The 26,052-nt window shown below is 67.8% G+C and carries 26 protein-coding genes; 14 read left to right on the top strand and 12 right to left on the bottom strand.

The annotated features are described in order from the left end of the window. Nucleotides 1-10: 10 nt before the first annotated feature. The gene (locus tag AB0F41_RS03160; RefSeq protein WP_357421045.1) at nt 11-1,321 is read left to right on the top strand and encodes an MFS transporter; all 1,311 of its coding nucleotides are present in this window, start codon (nt 11-13) and stop codon (nt 1,319-1,321) included. Between the two features lie 13 nt (nt 1,322-1,334). Here the strand turns inward: AB0F41_RS03160 and AB0F41_RS03165 are convergent, their stop codons facing one another. The 4 genes from AB0F41_RS03165 to AB0F41_RS03180 form a co-directional block, all read right to left on the bottom strand. After that, nucleotides 1,335-2,285, bottom strand: coding sequence for an acyl-ACP desaturase (locus AB0F41_RS03165; RefSeq protein WP_357421046.1), 951 nt, complete (start codon nt 2,283-2,285; stop codon nt 1,335-1,337). Nucleotides 2,286-2,477: 192 nt separating this feature from the next. After that, the gene (locus AB0F41_RS03170) at nt 2,478-3,446 is read right to left on the bottom strand and encodes an ADP-ribosylglycohydrolase family protein (RefSeq protein ID WP_357421047.1); all 969 of its coding nucleotides are present in this window, start codon (nt 3,444-3,446) and stop codon (nt 2,478-2,480) included. A 210-nt stretch (nt 3,447-3,656) separates the two neighbouring features. Then, a complete protein-coding gene (locus AB0F41_RS03175; RefSeq protein ID WP_357421048.1) occupies nt 3,657-4,112 on the bottom strand; it encodes a nitroreductase/quinone reductase family protein in 456 nt (151 codons plus the stop codon). 189 nt (nt 4,113-4,301) lie between these two features. After that, nucleotides 4,302-5,168 (bottom strand): SDR family NAD(P)-dependent oxidoreductase, encoded by an 867-nt coding sequence (locus AB0F41_RS03180; protein WP_357421049.1) that lies wholly within the window; start codon nt 5,166-5,168, stop codon nt 4,302-4,304. Between the two features lie 45 nt (nt 5,169-5,213). Between AB0F41_RS03180 and AB0F41_RS03185 the strand changes: the two genes are divergently transcribed. Both AB0F41_RS03185 and AB0F41_RS03190 read left to right on the top strand, forming a co-directional pair. After that, nucleotides 5,214-5,669, top strand: coding sequence for a helix-turn-helix domain-containing protein (locus AB0F41_RS03185; protein ID WP_357421050.1), 456 nt, complete (start codon nt 5,214-5,216; stop codon nt 5,667-5,669). A gap of 216 nt (nt 5,670-5,885) precedes the next feature. Continuing rightward, nucleotides 5,886-6,707, top strand: a complete 822-nt coding sequence (locus AB0F41_RS03190) for a DUF1206 domain-containing protein (protein ID WP_357421051.1) — start codon at nt 5,886-5,888, stop codon at nt 6,705-6,707. A 163-nt stretch (nt 6,708-6,870) separates the two neighbouring features. Here the strand turns inward: AB0F41_RS03190 and AB0F41_RS03195 are convergent, their stop codons facing one another. Then, nucleotides 6,871-7,221: a UBP-type zinc finger domain-containing protein gene (locus AB0F41_RS03195; protein WP_357421052.1), complete on the bottom strand. Its 351-nt coding sequence runs from the start codon at nt 7,219-7,221 to the stop codon at nt 6,871-6,873. A gap of 186 nt (nt 7,222-7,407) precedes the next feature. Here AB0F41_RS03195 and AB0F41_RS03200 point away from each other — a divergent pair, with 186 nt between their 5' ends. Then, nucleotides 7,408-7,866 (top strand): cupin, encoded by a 459-nt coding sequence (locus AB0F41_RS03200; RefSeq protein ID WP_357421053.1) that lies wholly within the window; start codon nt 7,408-7,410, stop codon nt 7,864-7,866. 829 nt (nt 7,867-8,695) lie between these two features. On the opposite strand, the gene AB0F41_RS03205 is transcribed toward AB0F41_RS03200, so the two are convergent. Further along, complete coding sequence (locus AB0F41_RS03205) at nt 8,696-9,466, bottom strand: IclR family transcriptional regulator (protein ID WP_357421054.1); 771 nt, start codon at nt 9,464-9,466, stop codon at nt 8,696-8,698. 68 nt (nt 9,467-9,534) lie between these two features. Here AB0F41_RS03205 and AB0F41_RS03210 point away from each other — a divergent pair, with 68 nt between their 5' ends. From AB0F41_RS03210 to AB0F41_RS03225, 4 genes are all read left to right on the top strand, one after another. Further along, complete coding sequence (locus AB0F41_RS03210) at nt 9,535-10,542, top strand: 2-dehydro-3-deoxygalactonokinase (protein WP_357421055.1); 1,008 nt, start codon at nt 9,535-9,537, stop codon at nt 10,540-10,542. After that, the gene (locus AB0F41_RS03215) at nt 10,539-11,204 is read left to right on the top strand and encodes a 2-dehydro-3-deoxy-6-phosphogalactonate aldolase (protein WP_357421056.1); all 666 of its coding nucleotides are present in this window, start codon (nt 10,539-10,541) and stop codon (nt 11,202-11,204) included. Before AB0F41_RS03210 ends, AB0F41_RS03215 begins: the two co-directional genes overlap by 4 nt. A gap of 48 nt (nt 11,205-11,252) precedes the next feature. Further along, the gene (gene dgoD, locus AB0F41_RS03220) at nt 11,253-12,401 is read left to right on the top strand and encodes a galactonate dehydratase (RefSeq protein WP_357421057.1); all 1,149 of its coding nucleotides are present in this window, start codon (nt 11,253-11,255) and stop codon (nt 12,399-12,401) included. A gap of 83 nt (nt 12,402-12,484) precedes the next feature. Further along, nucleotides 12,485-13,741 (top strand): MFS transporter, encoded by a 1,257-nt coding sequence (locus tag AB0F41_RS03225; protein WP_357421425.1) that lies wholly within the window; start codon nt 12,485-12,487, stop codon nt 13,739-13,741. A 79-nt stretch (nt 13,742-13,820) separates the two neighbouring features. Here AB0F41_RS03225 and ligD read toward each other — a convergent pair whose 3' ends face one another. Together ligD and AB0F41_RS03235 are read right to left on the bottom strand one after the other, a co-directional pair. Beyond that, complete coding sequence (gene ligD, locus AB0F41_RS03230) at nt 13,821-14,780, bottom strand: non-homologous end-joining DNA ligase (protein WP_357421058.1); 960 nt, start codon at nt 14,778-14,780, stop codon at nt 13,821-13,823. 112 nt (nt 14,781-14,892) lie between these two features. Continuing rightward, nucleotides 14,893-15,453, bottom strand: coding sequence for a hypothetical protein (locus AB0F41_RS03235; protein ID WP_357421059.1), 561 nt, complete (start codon nt 15,451-15,453; stop codon nt 14,893-14,895). A gap of 447 nt (nt 15,454-15,900) precedes the next feature. Between AB0F41_RS03235 and AB0F41_RS03240 the strand changes: the two genes are divergently transcribed. After that, nucleotides 15,901-16,257, top strand: a complete 357-nt coding sequence (locus AB0F41_RS03240; RefSeq protein WP_357421060.1) for a hypothetical protein — start codon at nt 15,901-15,903, stop codon at nt 16,255-16,257. Further along, complete coding sequence (locus tag AB0F41_RS03245; protein WP_357421061.1) at nt 16,254-16,802, top strand: gluconokinase; 549 nt, start codon at nt 16,254-16,256, stop codon at nt 16,800-16,802. Before AB0F41_RS03240 ends, AB0F41_RS03245 begins: the two co-directional genes overlap by 4 nt. Nucleotides 16,803-16,967: 165 nt before the next feature. Here AB0F41_RS03245 and AB0F41_RS03250 read toward each other — a convergent pair whose 3' ends face one another. After that, complete coding sequence (locus tag AB0F41_RS03250; protein WP_357421426.1) at nt 16,968-18,098, bottom strand: lipase family protein; 1,131 nt, start codon at nt 18,096-18,098, stop codon at nt 16,968-16,970. A gap of 440 nt (nt 18,099-18,538) precedes the next feature. Further along, on the bottom strand, nt 18,539-20,050 hold the full coding sequence (locus AB0F41_RS03255) for an NAD(P)/FAD-dependent oxidoreductase (RefSeq protein ID WP_357421062.1): 1,512 nt from the start codon (nt 20,048-20,050) through the stop codon (nt 18,539-18,541). 38 nt (nt 20,051-20,088) lie between these two features. Here AB0F41_RS03255 and AB0F41_RS03260 point away from each other — a divergent pair, with 38 nt between their 5' ends. Together AB0F41_RS03260 and AB0F41_RS03265 are read left to right on the top strand one after the other, a co-directional pair. Continuing rightward, nucleotides 20,089-20,760 carry a TetR/AcrR family transcriptional regulator gene (locus AB0F41_RS03260; protein ID WP_357421063.1) on the top strand — a complete coding sequence of 224 codons (672 nt, stop codon included), beginning with the start codon at nt 20,089-20,091 and terminating at the stop codon, nt 20,758-20,760. A gap of 57 nt (nt 20,761-20,817) precedes the next feature. Then, nucleotides 20,818-21,984, top strand: a complete 1,167-nt coding sequence (locus AB0F41_RS03265; protein WP_357421064.1) for an alpha/beta hydrolase — start codon at nt 20,818-20,820, stop codon at nt 21,982-21,984. Here AB0F41_RS03265 and AB0F41_RS03270 read toward each other — a convergent pair. Next, on the bottom strand, nt 21,944-22,561 hold the full coding sequence (locus AB0F41_RS03270) for a TetR family transcriptional regulator (protein WP_357421065.1): 618 nt from the start codon (nt 22,559-22,561) through the stop codon (nt 21,944-21,946). The genes AB0F41_RS03265 and AB0F41_RS03270 overlap by 41 nt on opposite strands. A gap of 98 nt (nt 22,562-22,659) precedes the next feature. Here AB0F41_RS03270 and AB0F41_RS03275 point away from each other — a divergent pair, with 98 nt between their 5' ends. After that, nucleotides 22,660-23,805, top strand: coding sequence for an FAD-dependent monooxygenase (locus AB0F41_RS03275; protein WP_357421066.1), 1,146 nt, complete (start codon nt 22,660-22,662; stop codon nt 23,803-23,805). 30 nt (nt 23,806-23,835) lie between these two features. Continuing rightward, a complete protein-coding gene (locus AB0F41_RS03280) occupies nt 23,836-24,576 on the top strand; it encodes a hypothetical protein (RefSeq protein WP_357421067.1) in 741 nt (246 codons plus the stop codon). A gap of 30 nt (nt 24,577-24,606) precedes the next feature. Here AB0F41_RS03280 and AB0F41_RS03285 read toward each other — a convergent pair whose 3' ends face one another. Further along, nucleotides 24,607-26,040, bottom strand: coding sequence for an ATP-binding protein (locus tag AB0F41_RS03285; RefSeq protein WP_357421068.1), 1,434 nt, complete (start codon nt 26,038-26,040; stop codon nt 24,607-24,609). Between the last annotated feature and the right edge of the window lie 12 nt (nt 26,041-26,052).

The raw sequence follows: 26,052 nt of genomic DNA on the forward strand, positions 1-26,052 counted from the left end.
CTGGATCCTCGTGACGACCGATATCGATCCCGGCAAGGCCCCGGCACCGGTGGGCCGCAGACCACGACTGCATGTCGCGTGGATCGTCGCCGGTGTGAGTTTCGTGGCGATTCTCGGCGCGGCCGGGTTCCGTGCGGTGCCCAGCGTGATGATGACCCCGCTCCATCACGAGTTCGGATGGTCACATGCCACCATCGGCGCCGCGATGTCGGTGAACATGGTGCTGTTCGGCGTCACCGCACCATTCGCCGCGGCGCTCATGGATCGCTTCGGGGTCCGGCCGGTTCTCACCGGTGCGCTGGTCGCGATCGCGCTGGGTACCGGCGTCGGCGTCTTCATGACCGCCGGCTGGCAGATGATCCTGCTGTGGGGCGTGCTGGTCGGGCTGGGAACGGGATCCATCTCCATGGGTTTCGTGGCCACCGTCTCGACCCGATGGTTCGTGGCACGCCGGGGCCTGGTCACCGGTTTGCTCACCGCGGCCGGAGCCACCGGACAGCTCATCTTCCTGCCGGTGGTCGCCGATGTGACCGATCGGTTCGGCTGGCGCTGGGCCTCGCTGATCGTGACCGGTGCTGCCCTCGCGGTGGTTCCGCTCGTGCTGCTGTTCATTCGCGACCGGCCACAGGATATCGGCGTCACCCCGTACGGCGGTGATCCCGCCGGTGCAGCCGAGCCGCTGCCCACCGGTAGTTTCGCGGCCGCCGCGAGCGGGCTCGTCCAGGGCCTGCGGGTTCCGGTTTTCTGGCTGCTGGCGGGTAGTTTCGCGATCTGCGGTATGACCACGAACGGTTTGATCGGTACCCATTTCATCCCGGCCGCGCACGATCACGGGATGCCGACGACGGTCGCGGCCTCCCTGCTGGCCACGGTGGGCATCTTCGACGTCGCCGGCACGGTTTTCTCCGGGTGGCTCACCGACCGTGTGGATGCCCGCGTCCTGCTGGTGATCTATTACCTGGGCCGGGGCGCGTCGCTGCTGGCGTTGCCTGCGCTGCTGTCACCACACGCCGAACCGAGCACCTGGGTTTTCATCGTGTTCTACGGCCTGGACTGGGTGGCGACCGTACCGCCGACGATCGCCCTGTGCCGCAGTTGGTTCGGAGCCGCGGCGCCGGTGGTATTCGGCTGGGTGTTCGCGGCACACCAGATCGGCGCCGCGGTGGCCGCGTTCGGAGCGGGCCTCATCCGCGACGCCCACGGCTCCTACGACAGCGCCTTCTTCGTCGCCGCCGGGCTGTGCGTACTGGCCGCGCTCCTGTGCGCCGCGGTCCGACTGCCGGGCACCCGGACCGCGGCGGCGGCGCCCGCCACCGCCTAGAACCGGCGCCGGGTCAGCCCACCGCGGCGGCCCGGCGCGCCTCGCGTTCGACCAGGCGGGCCCGCTGCTCCTCGAACCGCTGGACATCCTTGCCGAGCTTCTCGAGGTACTCGGCCAGGTGCTCGCGGGCCTGTTCACCGCGGGCGGTGAAATCCTCGCGTTCGAAAACCCGCCAGATCCGCAGCACCGGCATGAGCACCTCGTCGAGGTGCTGGCGCAGATCGTAGATGCCGTGTTTGACCATCAGCACACCGTTACGGCGCCAGTTCGGCATGCCGCGGCCCGGCATGGCGAAGTCCAGGATGATCTTGGTGACCGATTCCATCGCCTGATCGGGCGACAGATCGAACGCCGCGTCCGCGAGGTTGCGGTAGAAGAGCATATGCAGGTTCTCGTCGGTGGCGATACGTTTGAGCAGTGCATCGGCCACCGGGTCGTTGCACACCCGGCCGGTGCAGCGGTGGCTGATCCGGGTGGCCAATTCCTGGAACGTGACATAGACGACCTGGTCCAGCATCCCGTGGAAGTACTCCGGCGCGTGCACGCCTCGGGTCAGGTGCACCATCCGGTCGTTCTCCAGCGCCACCGGATCCACACCGCGAGTGACGACGAGGTAGTCGCGCATGGCGATCCCGTGCCGGTTCTCCTCCGCGGTCCACCGGTCCACCCAGGTGCCCCAGGCGCCGTCCCGGGAGAAATGCTCGCTGATCGTCCGGTGATACGACGGCAGATTGTCCTCGGTGAGCAGGTTCGTGATCATGGCGACCTTGGCGACCTCCGAGAGCCGTGACTGCTCGGGATCCCAGTCTTCCCCGCCCATCGCGGCGAAGTTGCGGCCCTCGTCCCACGGGACGTAATCGTGCGGATGCCATTCCTTGGCGGTGCCCAGGTGCCGATCGAGATTCTCGGCGACCACCGGCTCCAGTTCCACCAGCAACTCTTTTTGCGTCAGATCCCGGCCCATCAGATCCTCTCAGTTCGTCCTCGACACGATTTCGAAACTGGCAGCGGTGCCGGGCCACCCGTGGGGCGGGCCGCGACTCCGACGATCCTCGATATGAAACGCATTTCGACGCGAACACGCACGCGTACTGCGCGCCACCTTACCGATAGCCACCGGCTATCCGGCGCGGACCCACACCCGTGATCGGGGGAGTCAGGGGGTCCGGGACAGCCACCGGCGGACACGGCCGGACAGCGAAACCTGGCGGGCCCGGGCCTCCCGTTCCCGCTCGAACCAGACGGGCAACGGTTCACGCGCCGCGAGCCAGGCCCGCGGCACCCCCGCGGCGCCGGCTCCGGAACCGGTGTAGGCGGCCACGATTCCGCCGGTGATGGCCGCCGTCGTATCGATATCGCCGTCTGCCGCGATGCACGTGATGATCGCGGCCGGATAGTTGTCCAGGTGCCGCGCGGCGGCCCAGATCGTGAAAGGCACCGTGTTCTGCGCGGTGACCCGGGATCCGTTGCCCAGCTCGGCGGCGGCCTGTTCCGTGGAGGCGCCGAGCAGGGCGCCGGCGTGCCGGATGAGCCGTGCGGTTTCGCCGTCGTCGAGTGGTTCCAGGACGGAGCCGACGAACTGTTCCGGTGTGGGCCGCACCCCGGCGCGGCGGGCTCGGGCGGCCACCCCGGCGGCGACCGCCACCGCGACCGCCCCCGCCACCCCTTCGGGATGCAGATGTGTCACCTCCGCGGATCGGACCGCTTCGGTGACAATCCGTCCGGGGTCCTCGGCGAAGTAGGCGCCCAGCGGTGCGGCCCGCATGGCCGCGCCGTTTCCGCACGAACCCTGGTGGTCGTAGGCCGCGCCGGACACTTCCCGCCAGGGCTCACCCCGGCCGATCCGGCGCAGCGTGGCGACCGATAGGAAACCGTAGTCGCGGCGCGGGTCGAATCGGCGCGCGAAGGCGGCGGCGAGCCGGTCCTGATCGACAGTGCCGCGTGCGAGCAGTTCGGCCACGACGGAGCAGGCCATCTCGGTGTCGTCGGTCCACCCCCACGGACCCGGTGTGAGATCGCCGGACCGCAGGTCTGCGATCGATCGGCGCATCACCGGAAATTCCGCCCCCAATGCGTCCCCGACCGATAATCCGTCCAGCGAATCGAGCATGCCGTCGATATCCATCGCCGACGATCGTAGCCAGGCCCGGCCGCCGGCACCGGCCTGGCGCCGGCGGCAGCGGTGGACCGGATGAACCCGGCGCGCGCCCTCTGCGAGGGTCCACCCTGGGTCCGCCCCCGGCCCCGGAGGCCATCGCGTTCGTTATCGGCCGGCGTGACCGGCCGATCCGGACAGCATGCCGCCTTCCATCCGCGCCGGCCCGTAGGCGAATCGCTATGCCGGATCGATGCGGAAGACGGCGCACCGGCCCGCGAGCGTGGCGAAGGCATCGGGGGTCACCGCGTCGACTACGCCGGCGTCGCGCATGAGGCGGGGGCCGTCGGTGCCGGCGTGTTCGGGCCAGGCGCGCAGAACCGGTATCGCCGCCTCCGGGTCGAGTTCGGTCAGGTGCACGCGTTCCACGGTGCGGCCGGTCGCGAACTCGGCGAATCCGCCGGCCGCGCGGATATTGCGGGCCCAATCGGCGCCGGGGAACCCTTCCAGCAGGTAGCGGTCGCCGTCGAGGGTTATCACAGTCAGCGGTGTGCTGCGTGGTTTGCCACTGCGCCGGCCCGGCACGGTGAGGACGGGCAGGTCCCGCATGCCTCCGAATCTCCGGACCAGGAGCAGGGCCCGGTTCATGGGTTTGAGCCAGCGGGGCGGGACGGCGGTGCGGCCCGATCGGGGCATCGGTGGACTCCTGACGGTGGGTGCGGGGAACAGAGCGCGCGCCGCTGACGCTGTACGGCGCACAATGCCGTACAGTGTACGCCGTTATGCCGGGCCGGGCCACCCGGTCCCGGCCGGAACGATCTGCGCCGCACTCCCGGAGGTCCCACTCGCCTCCCCGGGCGAATGCTCACCTACCCGGACACGTGCTCACATCCCCCGGACGAACCGGGCGTTCCGCTTGGCCGCCGAATACTCGGGGAACGCGATATCGATCAGCGCGGCCATCCGGCCCAGGAGTGGTCCGCAGTGGCGCGGGCGATCGGTGAGGGCACGGCACACCGCCTGCGCGCCCTGATCCGTTGTCAGTGCGGCGCTGTTCCGGTAGCGCGCGTTGGGGGCGAGCATGGGGGTGCGCACCAGTGGCATGTAGATCGAGGTGAAGCGAACGTCCTCGGCGAGGGTTTCGGCGTGCAGGCTGCCGGACAACGAGTCCAGGGCGGCCTTGGAAGCCACGTAGGCGCTGTACCCGGGGCCGCCGAACTGGTTCGCGACCGACAGCACGTTGACGATATGACCGGACCGCCGGGTCCGCATCCCCGGCAGCACCGCGAGCATCAGACGTGTCGCGGCGAAGTAATTGAGGCGCATGGTGCGTTCGAAATCGTGGAAGCGGTCGTAGGATTCGTCGAGCCGGCGCCGGATGGAGCGGCCCGCGTTGTTGATCAGGATGTCCACGCCGTCGTGTTCGGTGAGAATCGCCGCAACGGTGGCGTCGAGAGCATCGAAATCGTTGAGATCGCACGGGTGGACGGTGGCATTGCCACCGGATTCCCGGATCTCCGCCGCGACCCGCGTGAGTTCCGGTTCCCGCCGGGCCACGAGCGCCACGGTGGCCCCGGCCGCACCGAGTCGCACGGCAGTCGCCCGGCCGATTCCCGAGGAGGCGCCGGTGATCAGGACGGTGCGTCCGGTCGCCACCGTCGTGAGTGCGGCACGGCGGCGCCGGCGGAACAGGCCGAGATCGGTGTCCAGGCCGTGGCGGACCTCGTACAGGGCGCCCGATTTTCCATACATAGTGATGGATCATAAGTTATATGAATAGGGATGTATATTGCCGTGGTGGATGCTGCGAGCCTGCATTTGATCGCCCGCCGGTTGCGGGCGATCGCGTTCGTCGCGACCGGTAACACCGGTCGCCGCCGGATACCGCCCAGCGAATACGCGGTGCTGGAGGACGTCGCGCTGCATCCGGCCTCGTCGATTCGCGATATCACGCAGCGCACGGCGATCACCCAGAGTCTGGTGTCGCGTATCGTGGCCCGTTTCCGCGAGCAGGATCTGCTGACCACCGAGCCCGATCCCGACGACGCGCGGCGGGTCCGGGTGACGGTCGATCCGGGAGTCGCCCAGGATGTCTTCCGGGCCCGTGGCCGCGCGCCGATCGACAGCGCCCTGGCCGTCGAACTGCCGCATCTACCAGCGGCGCAGCGCAAACGGGTGGTCGCCCTGCTGGACGAACTGGCGGGCCTGCTCGACACCACCACCACCGGAGACAGCGGCGGCAGCATCGGTTGAGCAGTCGGCGGTCGCCCCGGGCCGCCCGGCCCCGGCGACCGTTTCGTGATGTGGTTCCCGGGTACGCGGCGGGCATCTGTTCGATCACGAAGGAGGCGCGGCAGGCGTATCGGAGACCGCGAGAAACCGTGGCGTGCCGGGTATTCCCGCCGGGCTTTCGCGGTTCCTCTGGTATCGCGTACCCCTGGTGGCGCTTCCGGTAGCAGGAGGATCTCGATGTCCCAGATTTCGCTGTCCAGACCGGCTTCGGCGGTGCACCGGATCACCGGGCATCGGGCGTTCGAACGCTGCGCCCGCGGTGGTTTCGTGATGGCGGGTGTCGTGCACCTGCTGATCGGCTATCTGGCCGTGCGTATCGCGTTCGGGTCCGGTGGAGGCGCCACCGACCAGTCCGGGGCGATGGCGGCCCTGGCCGCCGAACCCGGTGGCGTCCTCGTACTGTCCGTGGGTGTGGCCGCGTTCGCGTTCATGGCGCTGTGGCGGCTCGCGGAGGCGATCCTCGGCATCGGTACCCGGGCGGCCCAGAAGGACGGTGGTTCCGCCGTGCTGCACCGCGCCAAGGCGTTCGCGGTCGCGCTGGTCTATCTCTCCTACGGTGTCACCGCCTTCGCCTTCGCGCGCGGTAGCGGCCGGTCCAGCAGCGGTGAGAGTGCGGGTCTGTCGGCCCGGCTGATGCAGAGTTCCGCCGGTAGCGCCGCCCTGGTCGTCGCCGGCCTGGTGATCGTCGCCGTCGGCGGCTATCACGTCTACAAAGGGGTGACGCAGAAGTTCATGAAGGAACTGCGCACCGACGGTGCGCTACTGCGCCGGCTCGGCACCGTCGGTTACCTCAGCAAGGGGTTCGCCATCGGCGGGGTGGGCGTCCTCGTCATCGTCGCGGTCGCCCAGGCCGATCCCGGTAAGGCCGGGGGGCTGGACGCGGCGTTGAAAACGCTGGGGGCCCAGCCGTTCGGCATGTTCCTGCTGATCGTGGCGGGACTCGGCATCGCCACCTACGGTCTGTACGATTTCGCCTGCGCCCGATACGCCCGCATGTGACCCGGTATCCGCTCTCCGGCCGCCGCGGATCCTTCTCGTGTGGTCCCCGGGCCCTCCGATCGGAGGATGTGTGCGCCGACCCCGCGGCCTCGGCGTTCTCGCAGGTCGAGAATCGGGGGGTGCTCGCCGCCGGCGCGCGACAGTTCTGACCGGCGCGGGCCGGTCAGTGGATCCGGTCGCGCCAGTCCGCCGGAACGCGTTCCCGGGGACCGGGCGTGGTCTGGGTGGTGGGGTGGTGGTGTGGTGGGGCGAGCGCCGGCCCCGTCTCGAACATCTCGGTGGTGCGGAAATCCCAGAACCACTCCTCGCCGGGTTCGAAGCTCTGGATCAGCGGATGCCCCGTCCGGGTGAAATGACCGGACGCATGCTGGGCCGGTGAACTGTCGCAGCAGCCGATATGCCCGCACTGGGCGCACCGGCGCAGATGAACCCACCAGCCCTGCTCCTGCTCGCACTCCAGACACCCCGGACCGCTCGGTGGGACAGCCGGATCGACACCCTCGAAAGTCGGCATCACGGTCCTCTCGCAGTGGTGGGGCGGTGGCGGGAACGCGACCTCTCGATCGTTCGGGCCGTGCCGCCGCGGGCGAAGCCCTGCCCGCAGCAGCCTAACGCGTCGCTCACTCGTGTGCCGTGAACCGGGGCGCGGTGTGCTCGGCGTCTGGCCGCTCGGCGCCCAGCCGGTGGTTAGACTGCCCTGATGAGGCCCTTCATCAGCGGTTTCATCGTGGCGACGATAACCGCGACGGGAGTGGCGGGCGCCGCCGCGCTCGCCGGGGCGACTTCCGGCAGCGGAATCACCTCCGAGCCGCTCGGACAGGTATGGCTTCCTCAGGCCTCGCCCGCGCCGGGCACCGACCTCGTGGCGCGCCGGATCGTGATCCAACCGGGCGGATCCACCGGGTGGCACTACCACGACGGTCCGGTGCGCGGGCTGGTGGTGGCGGGAACATTGACCCATCCCGGCCCGGACTGCGTGGCGCCGGAGTATCCGGCCGGGGCGGTCATCGACGAGCCGGCCGGTGCCTGGAACATCCACGCCGGATTCAATCTCGGTGCCGAGCCGGTTGTGCTCTACGCGGTGTACGCGTCACCGGCCGGGAAACCCCTGGTCCAGGACGCGCCGGCCCCGGCCTGTGCCCGGTCGTCCGAACCGTGACGGAAAAGAGCGGCCCGCCGGACGACATCGTCCGGCGGACCACTCGCGCGGGCTTCGCCGCGCCGATCGCTCACCGATTATTCGGCGGAGAAGCTCGCCAGTCCTCCGAACCCGCTGAGGATATCGGAAAACGCGCCCAAAAGGTCACCGAGGCTGCCCAGATCCACTGAACCCATGTTTTCGCTCCTGTTCCTAATAGGTCGATCCGACGAAGCCGTTTGCGCCGCCGCACACATTGATAGTCACGTTATATAAACGTTATCGGTCGTGCAGGTTAAATGAAATTGAACTGTATTCCGGACAGAAAATGTCCTGAGTGCGGAATCTGTAAGGACTCGACTGCCGCACTACGAGTACGCCCAGTGGAAATATGCGTAATCCACGGATATTCCAGGGTTCGTGATGCCCTGTAGCGCTACGGCTGTGTCTTGATCGTTCCACCTGCGGGGATGGTCACTTTTGAACGCGAATGGGCTCTTGTCCGGTATCGGCGGCAGTCGATTTTCAAGGGAAACGGTGGGCGTCCCAGATCATGATTCTGATCGTATTCCGATATTGTTACTGATTCGCGCGGCAACCGAATCGGCGGCGCCCGTGGCTATTTCCGTGAGAAAGGATTACCGGAGGGTGTGGCCCGGGCGCAGTGACGAATGAAACCCTGCCGTGTGGGCGCATTTTCGGAATCGATCCGATGCCCTCACGATACCGGCCGATCGCCGGATCATCCGGCCGCCCGAATTCTATTCCGGCGGTTGAATATCCCGTCATCCAGCGGATCGGGCGATGGCGCGCGGCCCGGCGATATCGCCGGTGCGGAACCGTCACCGCATCACGTCGCCTGATAACCGAGGGCCGCCGAGATCCGGCCCGCCGCCCGCCGGACCACCGGTATCAGGCCGCGCATGCGCTCGTCCGGCATATACGGCGTGGTCGCCGAGACGCTGACGGCGCCGACCACGGCACGTGACGCGTCGCGTATCGGGGCGGCGACGCACCGGATACCGGGTTCGTTGTCCTCGAGATCCATGGCCGCGCCGGCCCGCGCGTAGGTCTGCATGCGGGTGAGGAATTCGTCGAGCTCCCCGCGTCGGGCCGCGGGCGGGAGGGCCGCTTCGTCGGCGGCGTACTGCCCGGCCCAGCGGTCGGCGGCGTCGAGCAGGAGTGCTTTGCCGACGCCGGCCCGGGTGAGCGGCATCCGGTATCCGATCCGCGACCGCATCTCGGCACCCCGCGAACCCGGGAGTTTGTCGAGGTAGAGGACCGAACCTCCGTCCTCGACGGCCAGATGGACGGTATCGAGGACGGTGGCCGACAGTTCCTCGAGCACCGGACGCGCCACGAGCGGCAGCGGATTACCGTGCAGCGCCTTGAAACCGAGTTCGATGAGCGCCGGTCCGAGTGTGTATCCGCGGTTGTCGTGGCGCAGAAAGCCGGTGACGACGAGCAGCTGCGCGAGCCGATGGGTGCTGCTGCGGCCCAGTCCGGTGCTCTCGACGATCTCCCGCAACCCGTGCGCGCCGTCGGCGACCGCCCGGATCACGGACAGGCCCCGGGCGAGGGTTTGGGTGCCGGGCGGGACATCGTCGGTGGGGAGTGTCATGAGCTCTACGGTCCCATAAATAGGGACCGTGTTGGTAATAATGGGACGCTCTCGTCATAGTGACCGTCATGACACCCGACCGGCCAGAGCTCTCGGCGCCGCGCCTCATCGCACTCGACTGGGGTACGACTTCGATGCGATCCTGGCTGCTCGGTGCCGGCGGCCGGGTCCTCGACACCCGCGAGCCCGGCGGCGGGCTGCTCGATATGGCCGCCGGAACGGATACCGCCGATCCTGATGCCCGCGCACGGGCCTACGAAGCCGCCTTCATGGAAATATGTGGCGTCTGGATACGCGATCATCCCGGTCTGCCCGCCCTCGCCTGCGGCATGGTGGGCAGTGCGCAGGGCTGGCGCGAGGCCGGCTATCTCCCGGTGCCGGCGCGTCTGGACGCTCTCGCGCATTCGCTCACGGATGTCTCGGCGGTCGAGGGGGTGCTCCACCTCGTTCCCGGTCTGCGCGTCCCCTCCGACCCGCGCGACGATATCGCCGGCGATGTCCTGCGCGGTGAGGAAACGCAGGTCCTGGGCGCGCTCGAGCTGATCGGGGAACCCGGCGCGGGGCACACCCTGGTCCTGCCCGGAACCCACACCAAATGGTTGCGCGTCGACGACGGCAAGGTGCTCTCCTTCACCACGGCCATGAGCGGGGAGCTGTACGGCCTCGTCACCCGGTACGGGCTGCTGAGTCATACCGCGACCACCGCGCGCCGCGACGACACCGCATTCGCGCGAGGTCTGACCGCGGGTTTCTCCCCCTACGGTCGCGGCCTGGGTAGCGCCCTGTTCGGTGCGCGGGCACTGGTGCTCGACGGATTGCTGGACCCGGCATCGCTGGCCGACTACGTGTCCGGCGTCGTCATCGCCGACGAGGTGCGCAATCTGCTACCGCACCAGACCGGCGCGGACCGGATCGTGCTGTGCGGAAACGCCGACCTGTGCCGCCGCTACGCCGTCGCGCTGCGCATGCGCGGCGTATCCACCCGGATCGTAGGCGGTGAGGACGCGGCCGCCGCCGGGCTGTGGTCGGTCGCTGTCGCGTCGGGCCTGGTGCCGGCGGAGGGGAGCCCACGATGACCGGGAGACAGCAGACCACCACCAACGAGGAGAAGCCCATGGCCGACGCAGCGCCCGCCGGTGGATCCGGCCTGATCGCCATCTTGCGCGGAATCACCCCCGACGAGGTGATCGCGGTGGGGGCGGCACTGGTCGAGGCAGGTATTCACACCATCGAGGTGCCACTGAACTCACCGGACCCCTACCGCTCCATCGAGCGTCTGGCCGGCCGCTTCGGCGAGCGGATCCCGATCGGCGCCGGCACCGTGCTGAGCGTCGAGGAGGTGGCCCGGGCCCGGGCGGCGGGCGCCGGGGTTATCGTGTCTCCGGATACGAATACCCAGGTCATCACCGCTGCTCTCGCCGCCGGTATGCGGCCGTACCCGGGGGTGGCCACGCCGACCGAGGCGTTCACCGCAGTACGCGCGGGCGCCCGTAGTCTCAAGATGTTCCCGTCCGACGCGCTGGGAATTTCCGGTATGCGGGCGGTCCGCGCCGTTCTGCCGGCCGAGGTGGAACTGGTGCCGGTCGGCGGCGTGGACGAATCGAACCTCGGGGACTGGCTCGCCGCGGGAGCCGGCGGCGCAGGCCTCGGCACCTCGCTCTACCGGCCGGGCGACAGCGCCGACGAGGTGCGTATCAAAGCACGCCGACTCTCGAAAATCTGGGCCTCCACCCGATAGAGCCCGCTCGTCACCGGACAACGCAGTCCGCTGCACAGGAGGAATGTCATGAAGATCGCTTCGATCAGGACGTACACGCTGCCGCCGCGGTGGTTGTTCGTGCGTATCGAAACCGACGACGGCGTCGTCGGCTGGGGTGAGCCGGTGCTCGAGGGCCGGGCGGCCTCGGTCGCGGCGACGGTCGAGGAACTGTCGGACTACCTGATCGGGCAGGATCCGGGACAGATCGAGGATCTGTGGACAGTGCTCTACCGGGGTGGTTTCTACCGTGGCGGCGGTATCCATATGAGTGCGCTGGCGGGGATCGATCAGGCGCTGTGGGATATCAAGGGCAAGGCGCTGGGCGTGCCGGTGCACGAACTGCTCGGCGGCCGGGTGCGCGACCGCATCAAGGTGTACTCCTGGATCGGCGGCGACCGGCCGGACGCAACGGCGAAGGCCGCCCGGGACGCGGTCGGTCGCGGCTTCACCGCCGTGAAGATGAACGGCACCGAGGAACTGCAGTACCTCGACACCTGGGACAAGATCGACCGGTGCGTGGCGAATATCGCCGCCGTCCGGGACGCGGTCGGCCCGAATATCGGTATCGGCGTGGATTTCCACGGACGCGTGCACAAGCCGATGATGAAAGTGCTCCTCCGCGAGCTGGAACCGTTCCGCCTGATGTTCGTCGAGGAACCGGTGCTGTCCGAACACGTCGACAGCGTCGTGGACGTTCTGCGGCACTCGCCGATTCCGATCGCGCTGGGGGAGCGGCTGTTCTCCCGCTGGGATTTCAAATCGGTGATCGCCTCGGGCGCGGTGGATATCATCCAGCCCGACCCCTCGCACTGCGGTGGTATCACCGAGGCACGCAAGATCGCGCATATGGCCGAGGCCTACGACGTGGCGCTGGCACTGCACTGTCCCCTCGGGCCGATCGCCCTGGCATCCTGCCTGCAGATCGATGCGGGTTGCTACAACGCGACCATCCAGGAGCAGAGCCTGGGCATCCATTACAACACCACCAACGAGTTGCTCGACTATCTCGTGGATCCGGCGGTGTTCACCTATGCCGACGGGCAGGTCCGGATTCCGGACGGGCCGGGTCTCGGAATCGAGATCAACGAGGAGTACGTGGTCGAGCGGGCGGCCATCGGGCATCGGTGGCGCAACCCGGTTTGGCGTCACAGTGACGGTTCGTTCGCGGAGTGGTGAGTATGAGGACTTTGATCGAGAAACGCGCTACCCCGAGCACTTTGGCTGTGAAAGCGAGCCGAGCCCGGATCCTGATCGCGGTGATGCTGTTCGTGACCGTGGTCATCAACTACATGGACCGGGCCAACCTGTCGATCGCGGTACCCGCCATCGCCGAGGAAATGGACCTGTCCTCGGCCCAGCAGGGCCTGCTGCTGTCGGCCTTCGGCTGGACCTATGCCGCCCTGCAGCTTCCGGGCGGATGGTTCGTCGACCGGGTGCCGCCCCGGGTGCTGTACCCCGCGTGCCTGGTGCTGTGGTCGCTGGCGACCGTGTTCATGGGCATCATCGGCGGTTTCGTCGCGCTCATCGTGCTGCGGCTGCTGGTCGGAACGTTCGAGGCTCCGGCCTATCCCATCAACAACCGCGTCGCCACCGCGTGGTTCCCCGAGCGGGAACGCGCCACTGTCATCGGCTTCTACACCTCGGGTCAGTTCATCGGCCTGGCGTTGCTGACCCCGGTGCTGTCGTGGCTGCAATCGGTGCTGAGCTGGCACTGGGTTTTCATCTTCACCGGCGGAGTCGGGGTGCTGTGGGGCCTGATCTGGTACCTCGTGTACCGGGAGCCGCGCGATTCCCGCGCCAACGATGCCGAGATCGCTCATATCCGTGAGGGCGGCGGGCTGGTGGACCTGACCGGTTCCCGGCCCACCCGCGCCAAGGTGACCTGGAACGATATCGCGACGGTGCTGGGCCGCCGGAAGCTGTGGGGCGTGTACCTGGGCCAGTTCTGCCTGACCTCCACCCTGTGGTTCTTCCTCACCTGGTTCCCGACCTATCTGGTGAAGTACCGCGATATGGATTACATCAAATCCGGGTTCCTCGCCTCACTTCCGTTCATCGCCGCGGTGATCGGTGTGCTGTTCTCCGGTGTGTTCTCCGACTACCTGCTCCGGCGCGGAGTACCTCTCGGCATCGCCCGCAAGGGCCCGATCATCGCCGGACTGTTGTTGAGTACCACGCTGATCGGTGCGAATTTCACCGATTCCACCGTGCTGGTGATCGTGTTCCTGTCGGTGGCCTTCTTCGGCAACGGCCTGGCCTCCATCACCTGGTCACTCGTCTCGGCGCTGGCCCCCGAACGGCTGATCGGCCTGACCGGCGGCATGTTCAACTTCATCGGCAACCTGTCGGGAATCGCGACGCCGATCGTCATCGGATTCCTGGTCACCGACGCGAGCTTCGCGCCCGCTTTCGTGTACATGACCGTCGTGACACTGCTGGGGATCACGTCGTATGTCCTGCTCGTCGGCCGCGTCGAGCGGGTCCGCGAGCGGCGGGCGGTGCCCGAACAGGTGTGATCCGGTATGCCGCACGCCGATGAGGGTCGTGCGGCCCGGTCCGGCCGCACGCTGTGGCCGGGTGCGCCGCCCGCGACGTCTAGCGTGTCGCGGGCGGCATTGTCACTTCTGCCGGCGACTTGTCCGCGCGGAGGCCGCGCCAGCTGGGGTGACGCAGTCCGTCTCCGGTGAATTCCCGGAATTCGATATCGCCGACCAGGACGGGTTCCACCCAGTGAGCGGTCCCGAGGCGCGGCAGAACACGGGCCAGGGGGCTTCTCTCGCGGGCGATCGTATCGAGGCGGGCTCGCAGGACACGGCGGTCGGCGGCGCTGAAACCGGTGCCGACATTGCCGATATGGACCAGTGCGCCAGCGGAGTCATAGGCGGCGAGTATCAGCGACCCGAAGGTGGGCCCGAGGGCTCCGTTACCCGTGGTCCACCCGGCGACGATCGCTTCGATGGTTTCGCGCAGCGGGGTTTTGATCCAATCCGGTGACCGGCGTCCGGGCCGGTAGACCGAGTCGATCTGTTTGGAAACGATGCCCTCGAGGCGATTCTCCCGCGCCGCGCCGAGTAGCTGTGCTGCGCCGACACCCAGCCAATGCGGAGGAGTCTGCACCGGTCCGGCCGCGAAGCCCAGTGCGGCCAGCCGGTCCCGCCGCTGCAGGTAGGGCGCATTCGTGAGCGTCTCGCCAGCCTGACTCAGCAGGTCGAAGAGGAAGAGACGCACCGGGACCGTGTCCAGCAGCCGCCGCGCCGGGCGGATCACATGCATCCGATGTTGCAGCAGGGCGAACGACGGTGTGCCCTCGGGGGTCTGCGCGATGATCTCGCCGTCCAGGACGAGTTCGCGGCCCCCCGCACGCTTGGTGAGCGTGTCGATCAGCTCCGGGTAGGTGCCGGTGATATCCCGGCGGTTCCGGCTGTACAGGCGGCAGCCGTCGCCGTCGCATACGACAATCGCCCGGACCCCGTCCCATTTCATCTCGACCGCCCACCCGGCATCGTCGGGTGGCTGTCCCGAAACGGCCAGCATCGGCGCCGGCGCTGCGATCACCTGCGGAGATTAGCCCGCCGCGGGGGGAGCGAGGGGGGACCCGAAGGTCGGGCTCGCGTGTCGCGACCGAATGCCGGCCGCTGTCCCGGACCGCGGCGGAGGATCGTGGCGGCTACCGGCTGGCGTACACCACGAGCAGGTCACGCATGGCACGGATCTCCCGGTTGGCTTCGGTGAGCGCCGTACGCAGCCGATGGTTCTCGTCGAGCAGATCGTCGAATTCGAGGGCCGTATCGGCGGCGGAACCGGCGGTGCGGACGTGGACCAGGGTGGCGGCGGGAATCGGCTCCTGCTCCTGCTCGGGCGCGGCCGCGGGCTCGGGGAGCGGGTCGCGGTCGGCGGCCGTGGGCAGTGGTTCGGAGGTGGCGGCGGCCTCCGGCTCCTGCTCGGTGGTGGCCTGTTCCTGCTCGGTGGTGGCCGGGGTCTGCTCCGGCGCCTCGGCCGCGGTGGGCCGGGTGCGGCGCCGGCGTTTCGGCTGCTCCGGCGCGGCGGCGGCCGCATCGGCGGCACCGGCGGCCTTGACCCAGTTGGCGAGGGTGTTCGTCGCGGGCGACCCACCTTCGCGCTCGGATACCGCGGTGCACGCGGCGTTGAGTGTGTTCCCTTGATCGATAAGTTTTTTCACCCGGTTCACGAGTTTGGTCTGTTCTCGTTTCGAGTAGCGCACTGCCATGGGTTTCCTCCTGCTCCGAGCGTTTGCACGCAAATTGAACCATTGTCCAGCGGCGGTCGTCACGTCGGTGCCGTGCGAATGCCGATGGCGCGGGCGCAATGTCCGACAGATGTCTTCGAACACCCTTCGGGGCAATGCGTTTGAATGAATTCGAAATCTTCGGCCGCCGGTGCGATTTCCGGGGCAGGCCGAGATTTTCCGGGAAGGGCGAGCCGCGGATGCATCCGCGGCCGGACCGATGACTGTGCGAACGCCTTGCGGGCCGGAGCCGCGGTCCTCTGGAGAAAATCCGCGGGGTGGCGAACCTGTCTCATCTCGGCAACGGTCGTTCCGCCCGGACAATGACGGCTGCTGATTCGGGGCCCGCTTTTCCGTTAACATGCCGTTCCCGATTGCCCGAGCGAAGAGGAGACGGGTCGTGCAGTCCGCGGTGACCGAGGTATTCCGATGATCACGCGACCGGTGATATTCGGTGGCACCGGCGATCTGACGGGCCGCTATCTGCTCCCCGGCCTCGCCGCGCTGCGTACGGGCGGTTATCTCGACGACGGATTCGAACTTCTCTGCGCCGATCTGGTGGACTGGGATGACCGGCGGTTCCGGAGCCGGGCGCTCCGTCCGGTGCCGTCTATGCCGTTCGGTCACGACGGCGGTACGGCGCCGAATATGCTGCGATTCGGACTCGACCCCGAAAGTCTCACGCTGGCGCTGACCGCGGTGGGCGCGAGCGTGGACACTCTGGCACCGTTGGAAGAATATCCCGCGGGTTCTCTCGGGCCCGCCGAGACCGACAGGACCAGATGACCGGCGCACAATATCCGACTGCCCTGCCGGGGTCGCCCTATGTGGTCGTGATGGGGGTGTCGGGTACCGGGAAGAGTACGACCGGGCGGTTGCTCGCCCTGCGGCTGGACGTACCGTTCGCCGACGCCGACGATTTCCATCCGCCCGCCAATCTGGCCAAGATGTCGGCCGGCGTGCCCCTGGACGACGAGGATCGCCGGCCGTGGCTGGCCGCGGTCGGTGAGTGGCTGCGCCACCGGAGACGCGAGGGAAGCGGCGGGGTGATCGCCTGTTCGGCACTGAAACGGGAGTACCGCGATCGGCTGCGAACCGCGGTCCCGGGCATCTTCTTCGTGCATCTGGCCGCCGACCGGGCGGACCTCCTCGGCCGGATATCGGCCCGGGGCACGCATTTCATGCCCGCGACGCTGCTCGATTCGCAGCTGGACACGCTCGAACCGTTGCACCCGGACGAGCCGGGCGTAACCGTGCGGGGTACCTCGGGGCCCGACCATGCCGTGGATCTTGTCGCCGAACGTATCCCTGGCCATACCGGCACGCTGTAGCCCGGATCGGCCGCACGGACAAGTGAGGGTCGTCCGGAGCCGGCCGTACCGGCTCGGTGCCGTGTGGGTGCCCGCACAGGCGAGCAGCCGGTACGGAGGTACCGGCTGCTCGCCGACCGGGCGCACTGCGCCGTGCCGTCCGGTCGGCGGGATCGGGTGAGCGGATCAGCAGCTGTCGGGTACCGGCTCCCCGCGGAAGCGTGCCTCCACGAAGTTCCAGGCGTCGCCGAATCCGGCGACGGCCGCGGTCATATGCTCGGCGATATCGTAGGTGGTGAGCTTCACCGGCGCGCCCGCGCGGCAGTACCGGTCGGCGAATTCGGCCACTCCGTCGTAGGGAGTGAGGGTGTCGTAGCGGCCGTGCCAGAGATAGGTGGGTGCGGTCGGAACGCCGTCGTAGTAGCGCAGGCTGTTCTCGTGCAGGACCTCACGGGCTTCCGGACTGTCCATCAGGCTCTTGGACGCCGCCATCTGGTCCGCGCTGCGGAAGGCGCCGTGGAACAGCAGGAATCGACGGCACGCGTCGTGGGTGAATTCCCGGAACCAGAGCCCGTTCTCGTTGAGCTGATCGGAGATGGGCAGCCGGTGCGGGTACTCACGTTCCAGTCCCATGGCCGCGGCGAAGGCCAGGCCGAAACCCGGATGCGGCGCGAAACCCAGGCCCAGCGCCATCTGCTCGAGATCGGCCGGAATTCCACCGGCGACCGCGGCCGCGATCTTCAGTTCCGGAGCGTAGGTCGGATGCATGGCCGCGGCCCAGCCGGTGGCCAGACCGCCGCCGGAATATCCGGCGATGGCCACCGGTGAATCGGACAGTCCGAGTTCTGTCGCCCGCTGGACGGCGCGGATACTGTCCAGGGTGACCATGCCGCTGAGCCGTCCCGCGGCATAGGCGACATTCGGACCGAGATAGTCGGGCACCGAGATGGCCCAGCCGCGCCCGATCGGGAGCATGGCGCCGACGGCGTCCTGGAGCTCACCGTTGAACAGCGACCGCGACGGATTGCATCGGGTACCGAGCGAATTGATCAGCGCCTGGTAGGAGACCAGAGGCGGATGCTCCACGCCGGTGGGGAGGAGCACCGTCGTCATCCCCATGATGGGCTCATCGCGGGAGTTGGTGGACCGGAAGGCCACCTGCCAGCCTTCGGTACCCACGTACAGGCCGGTATCGATCTTGCGGGTGCGTATGACGTCGCCGGGACGTAGCTCGGCGAGGCCGGCGGGGGCGGTGTAGAAGGGGTCCGGGTCGGGCTGGGGGTAGAGCGGTTCGGCGTGCGCGTCGACGCCGAACATTCCCACCGAGAAAAGGGACAACAGGAGGATCAGTATTCGGTTGGAGAATCTGGACACGATCTTCTTTCGGACAGCAGGAATCGACCGGTGGCGGCCGGCATTGGTGGTGCCGCGAGTGCCGTTCCCGGGAGGTGATACGCGAAGCCCAGGGCGAACATCGTCGGTCGCCGTGGTGCGCGCCGCGGCGGCCCGGAGGCAGCGTGGTGGTCACTCGAATGAACTGTCTCCGTGGGCTTGTGGCCGAGGTTCGGTTCTGCCGGTTGAGCGCTACCTTACGACGCGGACGTATCGTAACGGTGATCTTGTTCGGGGGATACGTGCCTTTTTGCCCGAATTCATAACGATCGACCCGGCCGCTTTCGATCGGTCACAAGCCCGGCAGGCTGCCCGGAGGGCGGGGCCACCCCGCCCTCCGGGAGGAATCCGCCGTCACATAATCGCTACGGGCGCCCCGCCGGACCGTAGACGTAGTCGTCGAGCGGGAACCTGACCGCCTCGCGGTGGGCGCTGACCGTACTGGTGGGGCGCAGCAGCGCGGCCTCGCCGTGCTGATTGAAATAGTAGCTGCGGGCGGTCGCGCAATCGCCGCCGTAAAATACCGAGGAACCGAGTTTTTCCGTGACGCGATCGAGGAATTCGCTGTTGGCGCGTTCGCTGACCTCGAAGGTGGTCTCACCGCGCCGGCGCAGCTCCCGGAAGAGGCGGCCCATATGCTTCATCTGCGCCTCGATGGTGGTGAAGTAGGACAGGCCGCTGTAGGAATAGGGACTGTTGAGGCTCAGGAAATTGGGGAATTTCGGCACCGTGATGCCCTCATAGGCCTGGAAACGGTTCTCACGCCAGAATTTCCCGAGATCCACCCCGTCGCGGCCGATGATTTCGAAGGCGGGAAAGTTCACGTCCCACAGATTGAATCCGGTGGCGAGGATCAGGGTGTCGATCTGCGTCTCGGTGCCGTCGGCGGTGACGATGCCACCCGGTTCGATCCGCTCGATCGATTCGGTCTCGAGCCGGACGTGCGGTTTGTTGAAGGTGGTGAAATAGCGGTTGGAGAAGGTGGGCCGCTTGCATCCGAAGTCGTAGTGCGGTGTGAGCTGCTCCCGGACGCGTTCGTCGCGCACCTGGGTGCGCAGGTGCGCCCTGGCCAGCAGGGCCGCCGCCTTGTTCAGTGGCCGGGCCTGCCTGTAGTGCAGGACCCCCACCACCATCAGGGCCTCCAGCAGGGAGGTATTGACCAGCCGGGCCGCCTTCTGGCTTACCGGGATCCGGGCGAACAGGCGCTGCACCGCGGGCGGTATCGCCATATCGACCTTGGGGACCACCCAGATCGGCGTGCGCTGGAACACCGTGAGCGCGCGTGCCCGCGCGGCGACCTCGGGGACCAGTTGCACGCTGGTGGCACCGGTGCCGATGATCGCGACCCGGCGATCGGTGAGGTCGTGATCGGCGTCCCAGTCGGTCGTGTGGATGATCTTGCCGGCGAAGGACTCGATCCCGGGAAACGGGGGAGTGTAGGGCTGGGACAGGAAACCGGTCGCCGTCAGCAGATAGCGGGCGGTCAGCGATTCGCCGCCGGATATCGCCACCACCCAATGCTGTTGCCCGGCGTCCCAGTGGGCGCTCTCGACGGTGGTGCCGAATCGCATGCGGTCGCGCAGGGCATATTTATCGGCGATGTGCTCCGCGTATTTCTTCAGTTCGGCGCCGGGAGCGAACAGACGCGACCAGTGCGGGTTGGGCTCGAAAGAATAGGAATAGGTCACCGAGGCGATATCGACGGCCAGGCCCGGATAGCGGTTGACATGCCACGTGCCGCCGAGGTCCGCTTCGCGCTCCAGGATGACGAAATCGCGCAGTCCGAGACGGTCGAGCTGGATGGCCGCCCCCATTCCGCCGAATCCCGCGCCGACGACGACGGCGTCGTATAGAGGTGCCCCGTCTCGAGGTGTCACGTCGAACCCTCCTACCGATCTGAACGACACATCACAGAATGACACATCATTCCGCTTCTGATGACAGTATCATCGGGGGCGTGACGAAGCCATCGACGAGAGCCGAACGCCGCAAGGCCGAGCTTCGGCAGGAGATCATCGACACCGCGTTCGCCTGCTTCGCCGAGAAGGGCTACCACGCCACCGGGATCGCCGATATCGCCACCGAGCTGGGTATCGGGCACGGCACCTTCTATCGCTACTTCAGCAACAAGCGCGACATCATCGACCATGTGATCGACGATCTCGCGTCGAGGATCATCGAAGCCCTGGGCACCGATAACGCTCCCGACGCGGCCGCCAGCCTGGATCAGTACCGCGAGCAGATCGACCGGATCGGCGTCGCGCTGACACAGATCCTGACCGCGGATCGCCGGGTGGCGCAGTTGCTGCTCTTTCATGCCACCGGGATCGACGACGAACTCACCCAGCGCCTCTACGGGCTGCTCGATACCGCCGACGCGCTCACCGCGGGATACCTCGATCACGGTGTCGAACTCGGTTATCTGCGCGCCGATCTCGATACCCGCAACACCGCGCGGGCGGTGACGGGCATGCTGCTCGCCGGGGTGGTCCACGGGCTGCGGGATCCGGACGAGAATGCCATCGCCGATCTGAACCGGGCCATCCGGCGGTTACTGGTGGACGGGGTCCGCGCGGATCGCCTATGAGCCGGACCACCGCTCGCCGCGGCGGGCGAACTGCCCGCGAGCACTTACAGTGGAGTGATGTCGCCGATGGACGAATGGCATCCGTCCACCGTCGCGGACTGGTGTGACGAGCGTCGACGGACCCGCTGGCGCGAAACGCGTCTCGGGCACCACTGGAAGACGTTGCGCCGCACCAGGCTGGCGTTGTTGCGGGTGGCCACTGTACTGGCGATCGTCATGGTCGCGTTCGCCCAGTACTGGGAGCACGATGTGGGTCCGGAACGGGCCCGGCTGGCACTGACCGAACCGGCTCTGTTGCCGATCGCCGAACCCGCGCTACCGGAAAAGCGGGATACCGCCGTGGTCGATCTGGTCGGGCTGGGCGGGCTCAACGCGAGTGGTACCGCCGCGTCGCTGCCCGCGCTGCGGCAACTGGGCGCGGTATGGGCCATCCGCTACGACAATCGCGGTATCGATACCGAGGTGATCGCCGATCTGGTGATCCGCGCCGCGGTCATGTCGGGTGTGCACGACATCGTGCTGACCGGCCACAGTATGGGCGGGGTGATCGCCCTGGAGGTCGCCGAGCATATCCACACCGGCAGCGATCGGCGTCTGGTGGGGGTGATGCTGGACTGTACGCCGCTCGATCTGAACGCCGTCCGCCCCGAAAGCCGGGGCCTGGGCCAGGATATGGTCCGCTGGATGGGCTGGCTGCCGGGCGCGCGGGAAAGCCGGGGGCTCCGGGTGGCTGTCGAAACCTATGCCCGCCGCAATAATTTCCTGGACCGCACCGGAGCACCCGGTGTGCGGATGAACGATCTCGGGACCGCGGTCGAAGAGGTATTGCGGGACAAGATCTACAACGAGGACGTCGCGAGCAACGGATTGATCGAAGCCCAGTTCCTGGCGATCGTGGCCGGCGGCGCGACCGACGATCTGCGGGCGATATCGCGTCCCGCGCACGGTAAACCGCGCCCCGCGATCGTCTTCATCCGGCCGCACGACGCGAGCCGGGACAGGGTGGTGGATGTCGTGTACACCCATCGGGTGCTGATCGACAAGGTCGGCGGGATCGACGGGAATCTGCTGGTGGTGAAGGCGCGCGGCACCGGGCACGCCAATCCGCGGCAGCGTCCGGCCGAATACAACAAGGTGATCGCGCAGCAGGTGCGGCCCTTCATCGAGCGCTATCAGGCACAGATCAGCCGGATGGCGGCGGCGCCGGTGGTGCGGCCACGCTGATATCGGCGCCGGTGCCGAACGGGTCGTCGGGGGTGCCGGCGAGGTACCGCTGCACCGTGGGCCCCAGCCAGTCGATCACCTGCTCGCGCGTCATCACCGTCAGGGGCGGGAAGCGCAGGACGAAGCGGCACAGTGCCATGCCCAGGATCTGTGAGGCCACCAGGCCGGCGCGCATCGGCCCCTCCTGGGGATCGTTGCCCGCGGCCTGCAGTACCGGGCCGAGTTGACCGGCGAAGATCGAGCGCATCCGGTCCGCGATGGCGTCGTTGGTGACCCCGGCGCGCAGCAGGATGAACAGGGTCTCGTCGCGCTCCCAGCGGTCGAGGAAATGGGTGACCAGCGCGCGGCCCATCTGCTCCCGGGGTGCCGCCGTCAGATCCGGTAGTTCCAGATCGAATTCGGCCGCGGCGGCGAACAGCCGCTCCTTGTTGCCGAAGTACCGCATCACCATGGCCGGGTCGATATCGGCGTCGGCGGCGATGGCACGGATGGTCGCGCGGTCGTAGCCGTCGGCGGCGAATCGCTCGCGGGCCGCGGCAAGGATCTTGTCTTTTGTCTCGGCGGCGGATCTCCTCATGTCAACAAGTGTAGGCCAACAGCTGTTGACATCGCGACGGGGCCGGCTCTAATGTTGATGCCAACAGTTGTTGACTTTTGGAAGCGCAGGTAGGAACCATGACTACAGCCACAGCGGACGTCCTGGTCGTCGGGGCCGGCCCGGTCGGTCTCACCGCGGCTCTCGTCCTGAAGCAACTCGGCCACGAGGTTCTGATCGTCGACGGCCAGGCCGCCGGGGTGAACACCTCCCGCGCGGCCGTCGTCCATTCGCACACCCTGGAGATCCTCGAGCCCTACGGTGTCGTCCCCGCACTGGTGGCGCGCGGCGTGCACACCCCGGTCTTCACCATCCGCGACCGGGACCAGGTACTGATCCCGGTTCCGTTCGACGATCTGCCCACCGCGTACCCCTACACCTTGATGATCTCCCAGGCCGATACCGAGAAATTCCTCCTGGAGCGGGTCCTCGAACTGGGCGTCGAGGTGCGGCGTCCGGTCACGGTGGCCGCCGTCACCCAGGACGCGGACGCGGCCGTCGCCACGCTCGCGGACGGGTCGCAGCTGCGGGCCCACTACCTGATCGGGGCAGACGGTATGCACAGCACCGTGCGTGAGCAGGCGGGTATCGGATTCACCGGCGGAAGCTACGCCGAATCGTTCGCTCTCGCCGATGTGCGGCTGCGCGGCGGTGTGCCCCGTAACGAGGTGATCCTCTACTTCTCGCCCGCCGGGTTGGTGGTGGTCGCGCCGCTGCCCGACGAGATGTTCCGGATCGTGGCCGCGGTGGACGAGGCGCCGCACGAACCGGATATCGCGTTCATCCAGCGGTTGCTCGACGAACGTGGGCCGCGCGCCGTCCCGGCGGAGGTCACGGAGGTGGTGTGGGGGTCGCGATTCCGGGTGCACCACCGGTTGGCCGATACCTATCGGGACGGCCGGATCCTGCTGGCCGGAGACGCCGCGCATGTGCATTCGCCGGCCGGCGGCCAGGGGATGAATCTCGGTATCGAGGATGCCGTGACCGCGGGCCGGACGCTGTCGCGGGTGCTCACCGGTGAATCCGAGGATCTGCTCGACGAGCATGCGGCGGCCCGGCACCGGACCGCACGTGCGGTGATGTCGACGGCCGGCCGGCTCACCACCGCCGGCACCGTACCGGCGGTCGCGCGGCCGGTACGCAATATCGGCTTGCGGGTCGCGGGCATATCGCCCGCGGTGCGCCATCGGCTCGCGCTGCGGCTGTCCGGTCTCGACCGGCGTTGAACCCCTCCACAGTCGTTCGAAGGAATTCCGATGCGTCTCGTCAACGACCACCAGTCGGCGAAGGTCCGTCTCAGCACTCCGACCGGTAACGGTTTTCTGCTCCTCGCCGCCGAGATCGGCCGGTGGGCGGGACCGCTGCCGCTGCGCTCCGGCGCCCGCCGCCGCGTTCTGGATCGAATCGTGCCGCTGTGCGAGCAACTGGCCGCATACGACGAGGTGATCGAGGCGACCGCGTTCGGCGCGGCGCTGCGTCCGCCGGGGGAGGGCGGGCAGATCCTGCGCCGCGCCGGAGTCCGGCCCGCCCGCTACGACGTGGTGGTTCTGATCCGGGTCCGCGGCGTCGGGGATCTGGAGACCATCCGCGGTGCCCAGGCCTGGCTCGAGCTGGTCGCCCTTTTCGAGAATTCCGCGCGTGCCGTCCATCTCGTCGCCGCGGGGAGCCCGGCCCGGATCGCGGATGTGGATCACGGTCGCGGCGATTGGTTCCTGTTCAACTATTTCCACAGCGCCGACCGGCAGACCGTGCTCGACGTCTGGGCGTACACCGCCGGGTGGTTCCAGCGTAAGACCGCGCTGCCGAATTCGGTGCCCATGCAACCGCTGCCCGGCGAATCGGACGACTACAGCCTGATCAACCATGCCTCCTGGCCGTCGCTTCGCGCGTTCCTGCCCGGGCTGGTGTTGCGGCCCAGTTTCCGCTCTTTCGTACTTGCCAATTTCGCGGCCAACGAGATCGCCGCCCAGCCGATCGTCTACCACCGCAGGCGTTGACGGGCCCGGATCCACCGGCGAACGTCCGGACTACTCCGTTTCGGGTTCGGGGCGGGTGAGCGGCAGCCAGACCGTGAACCGGGTATCGCCCGGATGCGATTCGACCCGGATGTCTCCGCCGTGCTTGTTGACCACGATCCGGAACGAGATATCGAGACCGAGACCCGTCCCCTCGCCGACCGGTTTGGTGGTGAAGAAGGGCTCGAAGATCCGCCCCTGCGCTTCGGCGGGGATACCCGGTCCGGTATCGCCGATCTCGATCACCGCGCAATCGGCGTCGTGCCGGGTGCGCACCGTCAGGGTCCCGCTGCCCTCCATCGCGTACACCGCGTTATCGATCAGGTTCGTCCAGACCTGGTTCAGTTCCGCGGCGTAGCAGGGCACATCGGGCAGCGTGCGGTCGTACTCCTTGACCACGGTGATCGAATCGCCGATCTTGCGGCTGAGCATCACCAGGGTGCTGTCGAGCAGCTCGTGCAGATCCACCACCTGGAACGGGGCGCGATCCATCTGGGAGTATTGTTTGGCCGCGTCCACCAGGGTGGAGATACGGGTGGTGGAGTCGCCGATCTCGTTCATCAGCAGTTCGGTCTCGATGGTGTAGTTCAGCCATCGGAAGGCACCCTCGAGCACCTGCCGCTGCGAACCCTCGAGGGTGGCGGCGACCCGCTCGAGCCAGTCGGTATCGAATCCGGCCTGCACGAAGTTCGGCGCGAGCTCCCAGCCGCCGGGGATATCGTGCTCCTCCAGCCAGTCGCCGAGGACGTCCTCCCGGTCCGCGGCCTCCAGTGGGGACAGCTCCGGTGCCTTGGCCACCTGCGCTGCCGCTTCCTCCTGCAACCGGACCAGGGTTTCGAGGCTGGCGGTGTCGAATTTTCCCTGTGCCATCATCGCCAGCTTGTGCCGCATTCCGGCCACCCGGTCACGGAGTCCGGCGGTCGCCCGGACCGCGGCCGCGGCCGGGTTGTTCAACTCATGGGTCAGACCCGCCGACAGCGACCCCAAGGCCAGCAGCCGTTCCCGCTGAGCGATGCGGGCGTTGGTGTTGCGGTTACCGAAGAACGCGCCCTCGAGCAGATGTACCGCCATCGGGAACCAGGCGTGCATCATCTGCGAGAAGGTGCCGGCGTCGAGTACGAAGAACCGGGACGGCCGCGTGACGTACAGCGAGGCGCTGTACGTGCTTTCGGCATGTTCGCCCAGGTAGGACGTCCAGGCGCCGGCGTAGGAGCCGCGGTGGTCGGTGCGTGACATCTCGATTTCGCGGCCCGCCGAGAGTTTGGTCATCCGCACCTCCCCGTCCATGAGCACATAGAAACAGGTGGCGGGTTCGCCTTCCTGGAACACCGGGCCGGGTTCCAGTTCTTCGATCCGGCCGTCGGCACACAACCAGGCCAGTTGTTCGTCGTCGAGCTTCTCGAACAGGAACAGCGTCCGCAGTTCGGTGGGGTCGCAGAGGGTCATCGCTCACCTTTT

It is taken from the genome of Nocardia sp. NPDC024068, from assembly GCF_040638875.1.
Taxonomy (GTDB): Bacteria; Actinomycetota; Actinomycetes; order Mycobacteriales; family Mycobacteriaceae; genus Nocardia.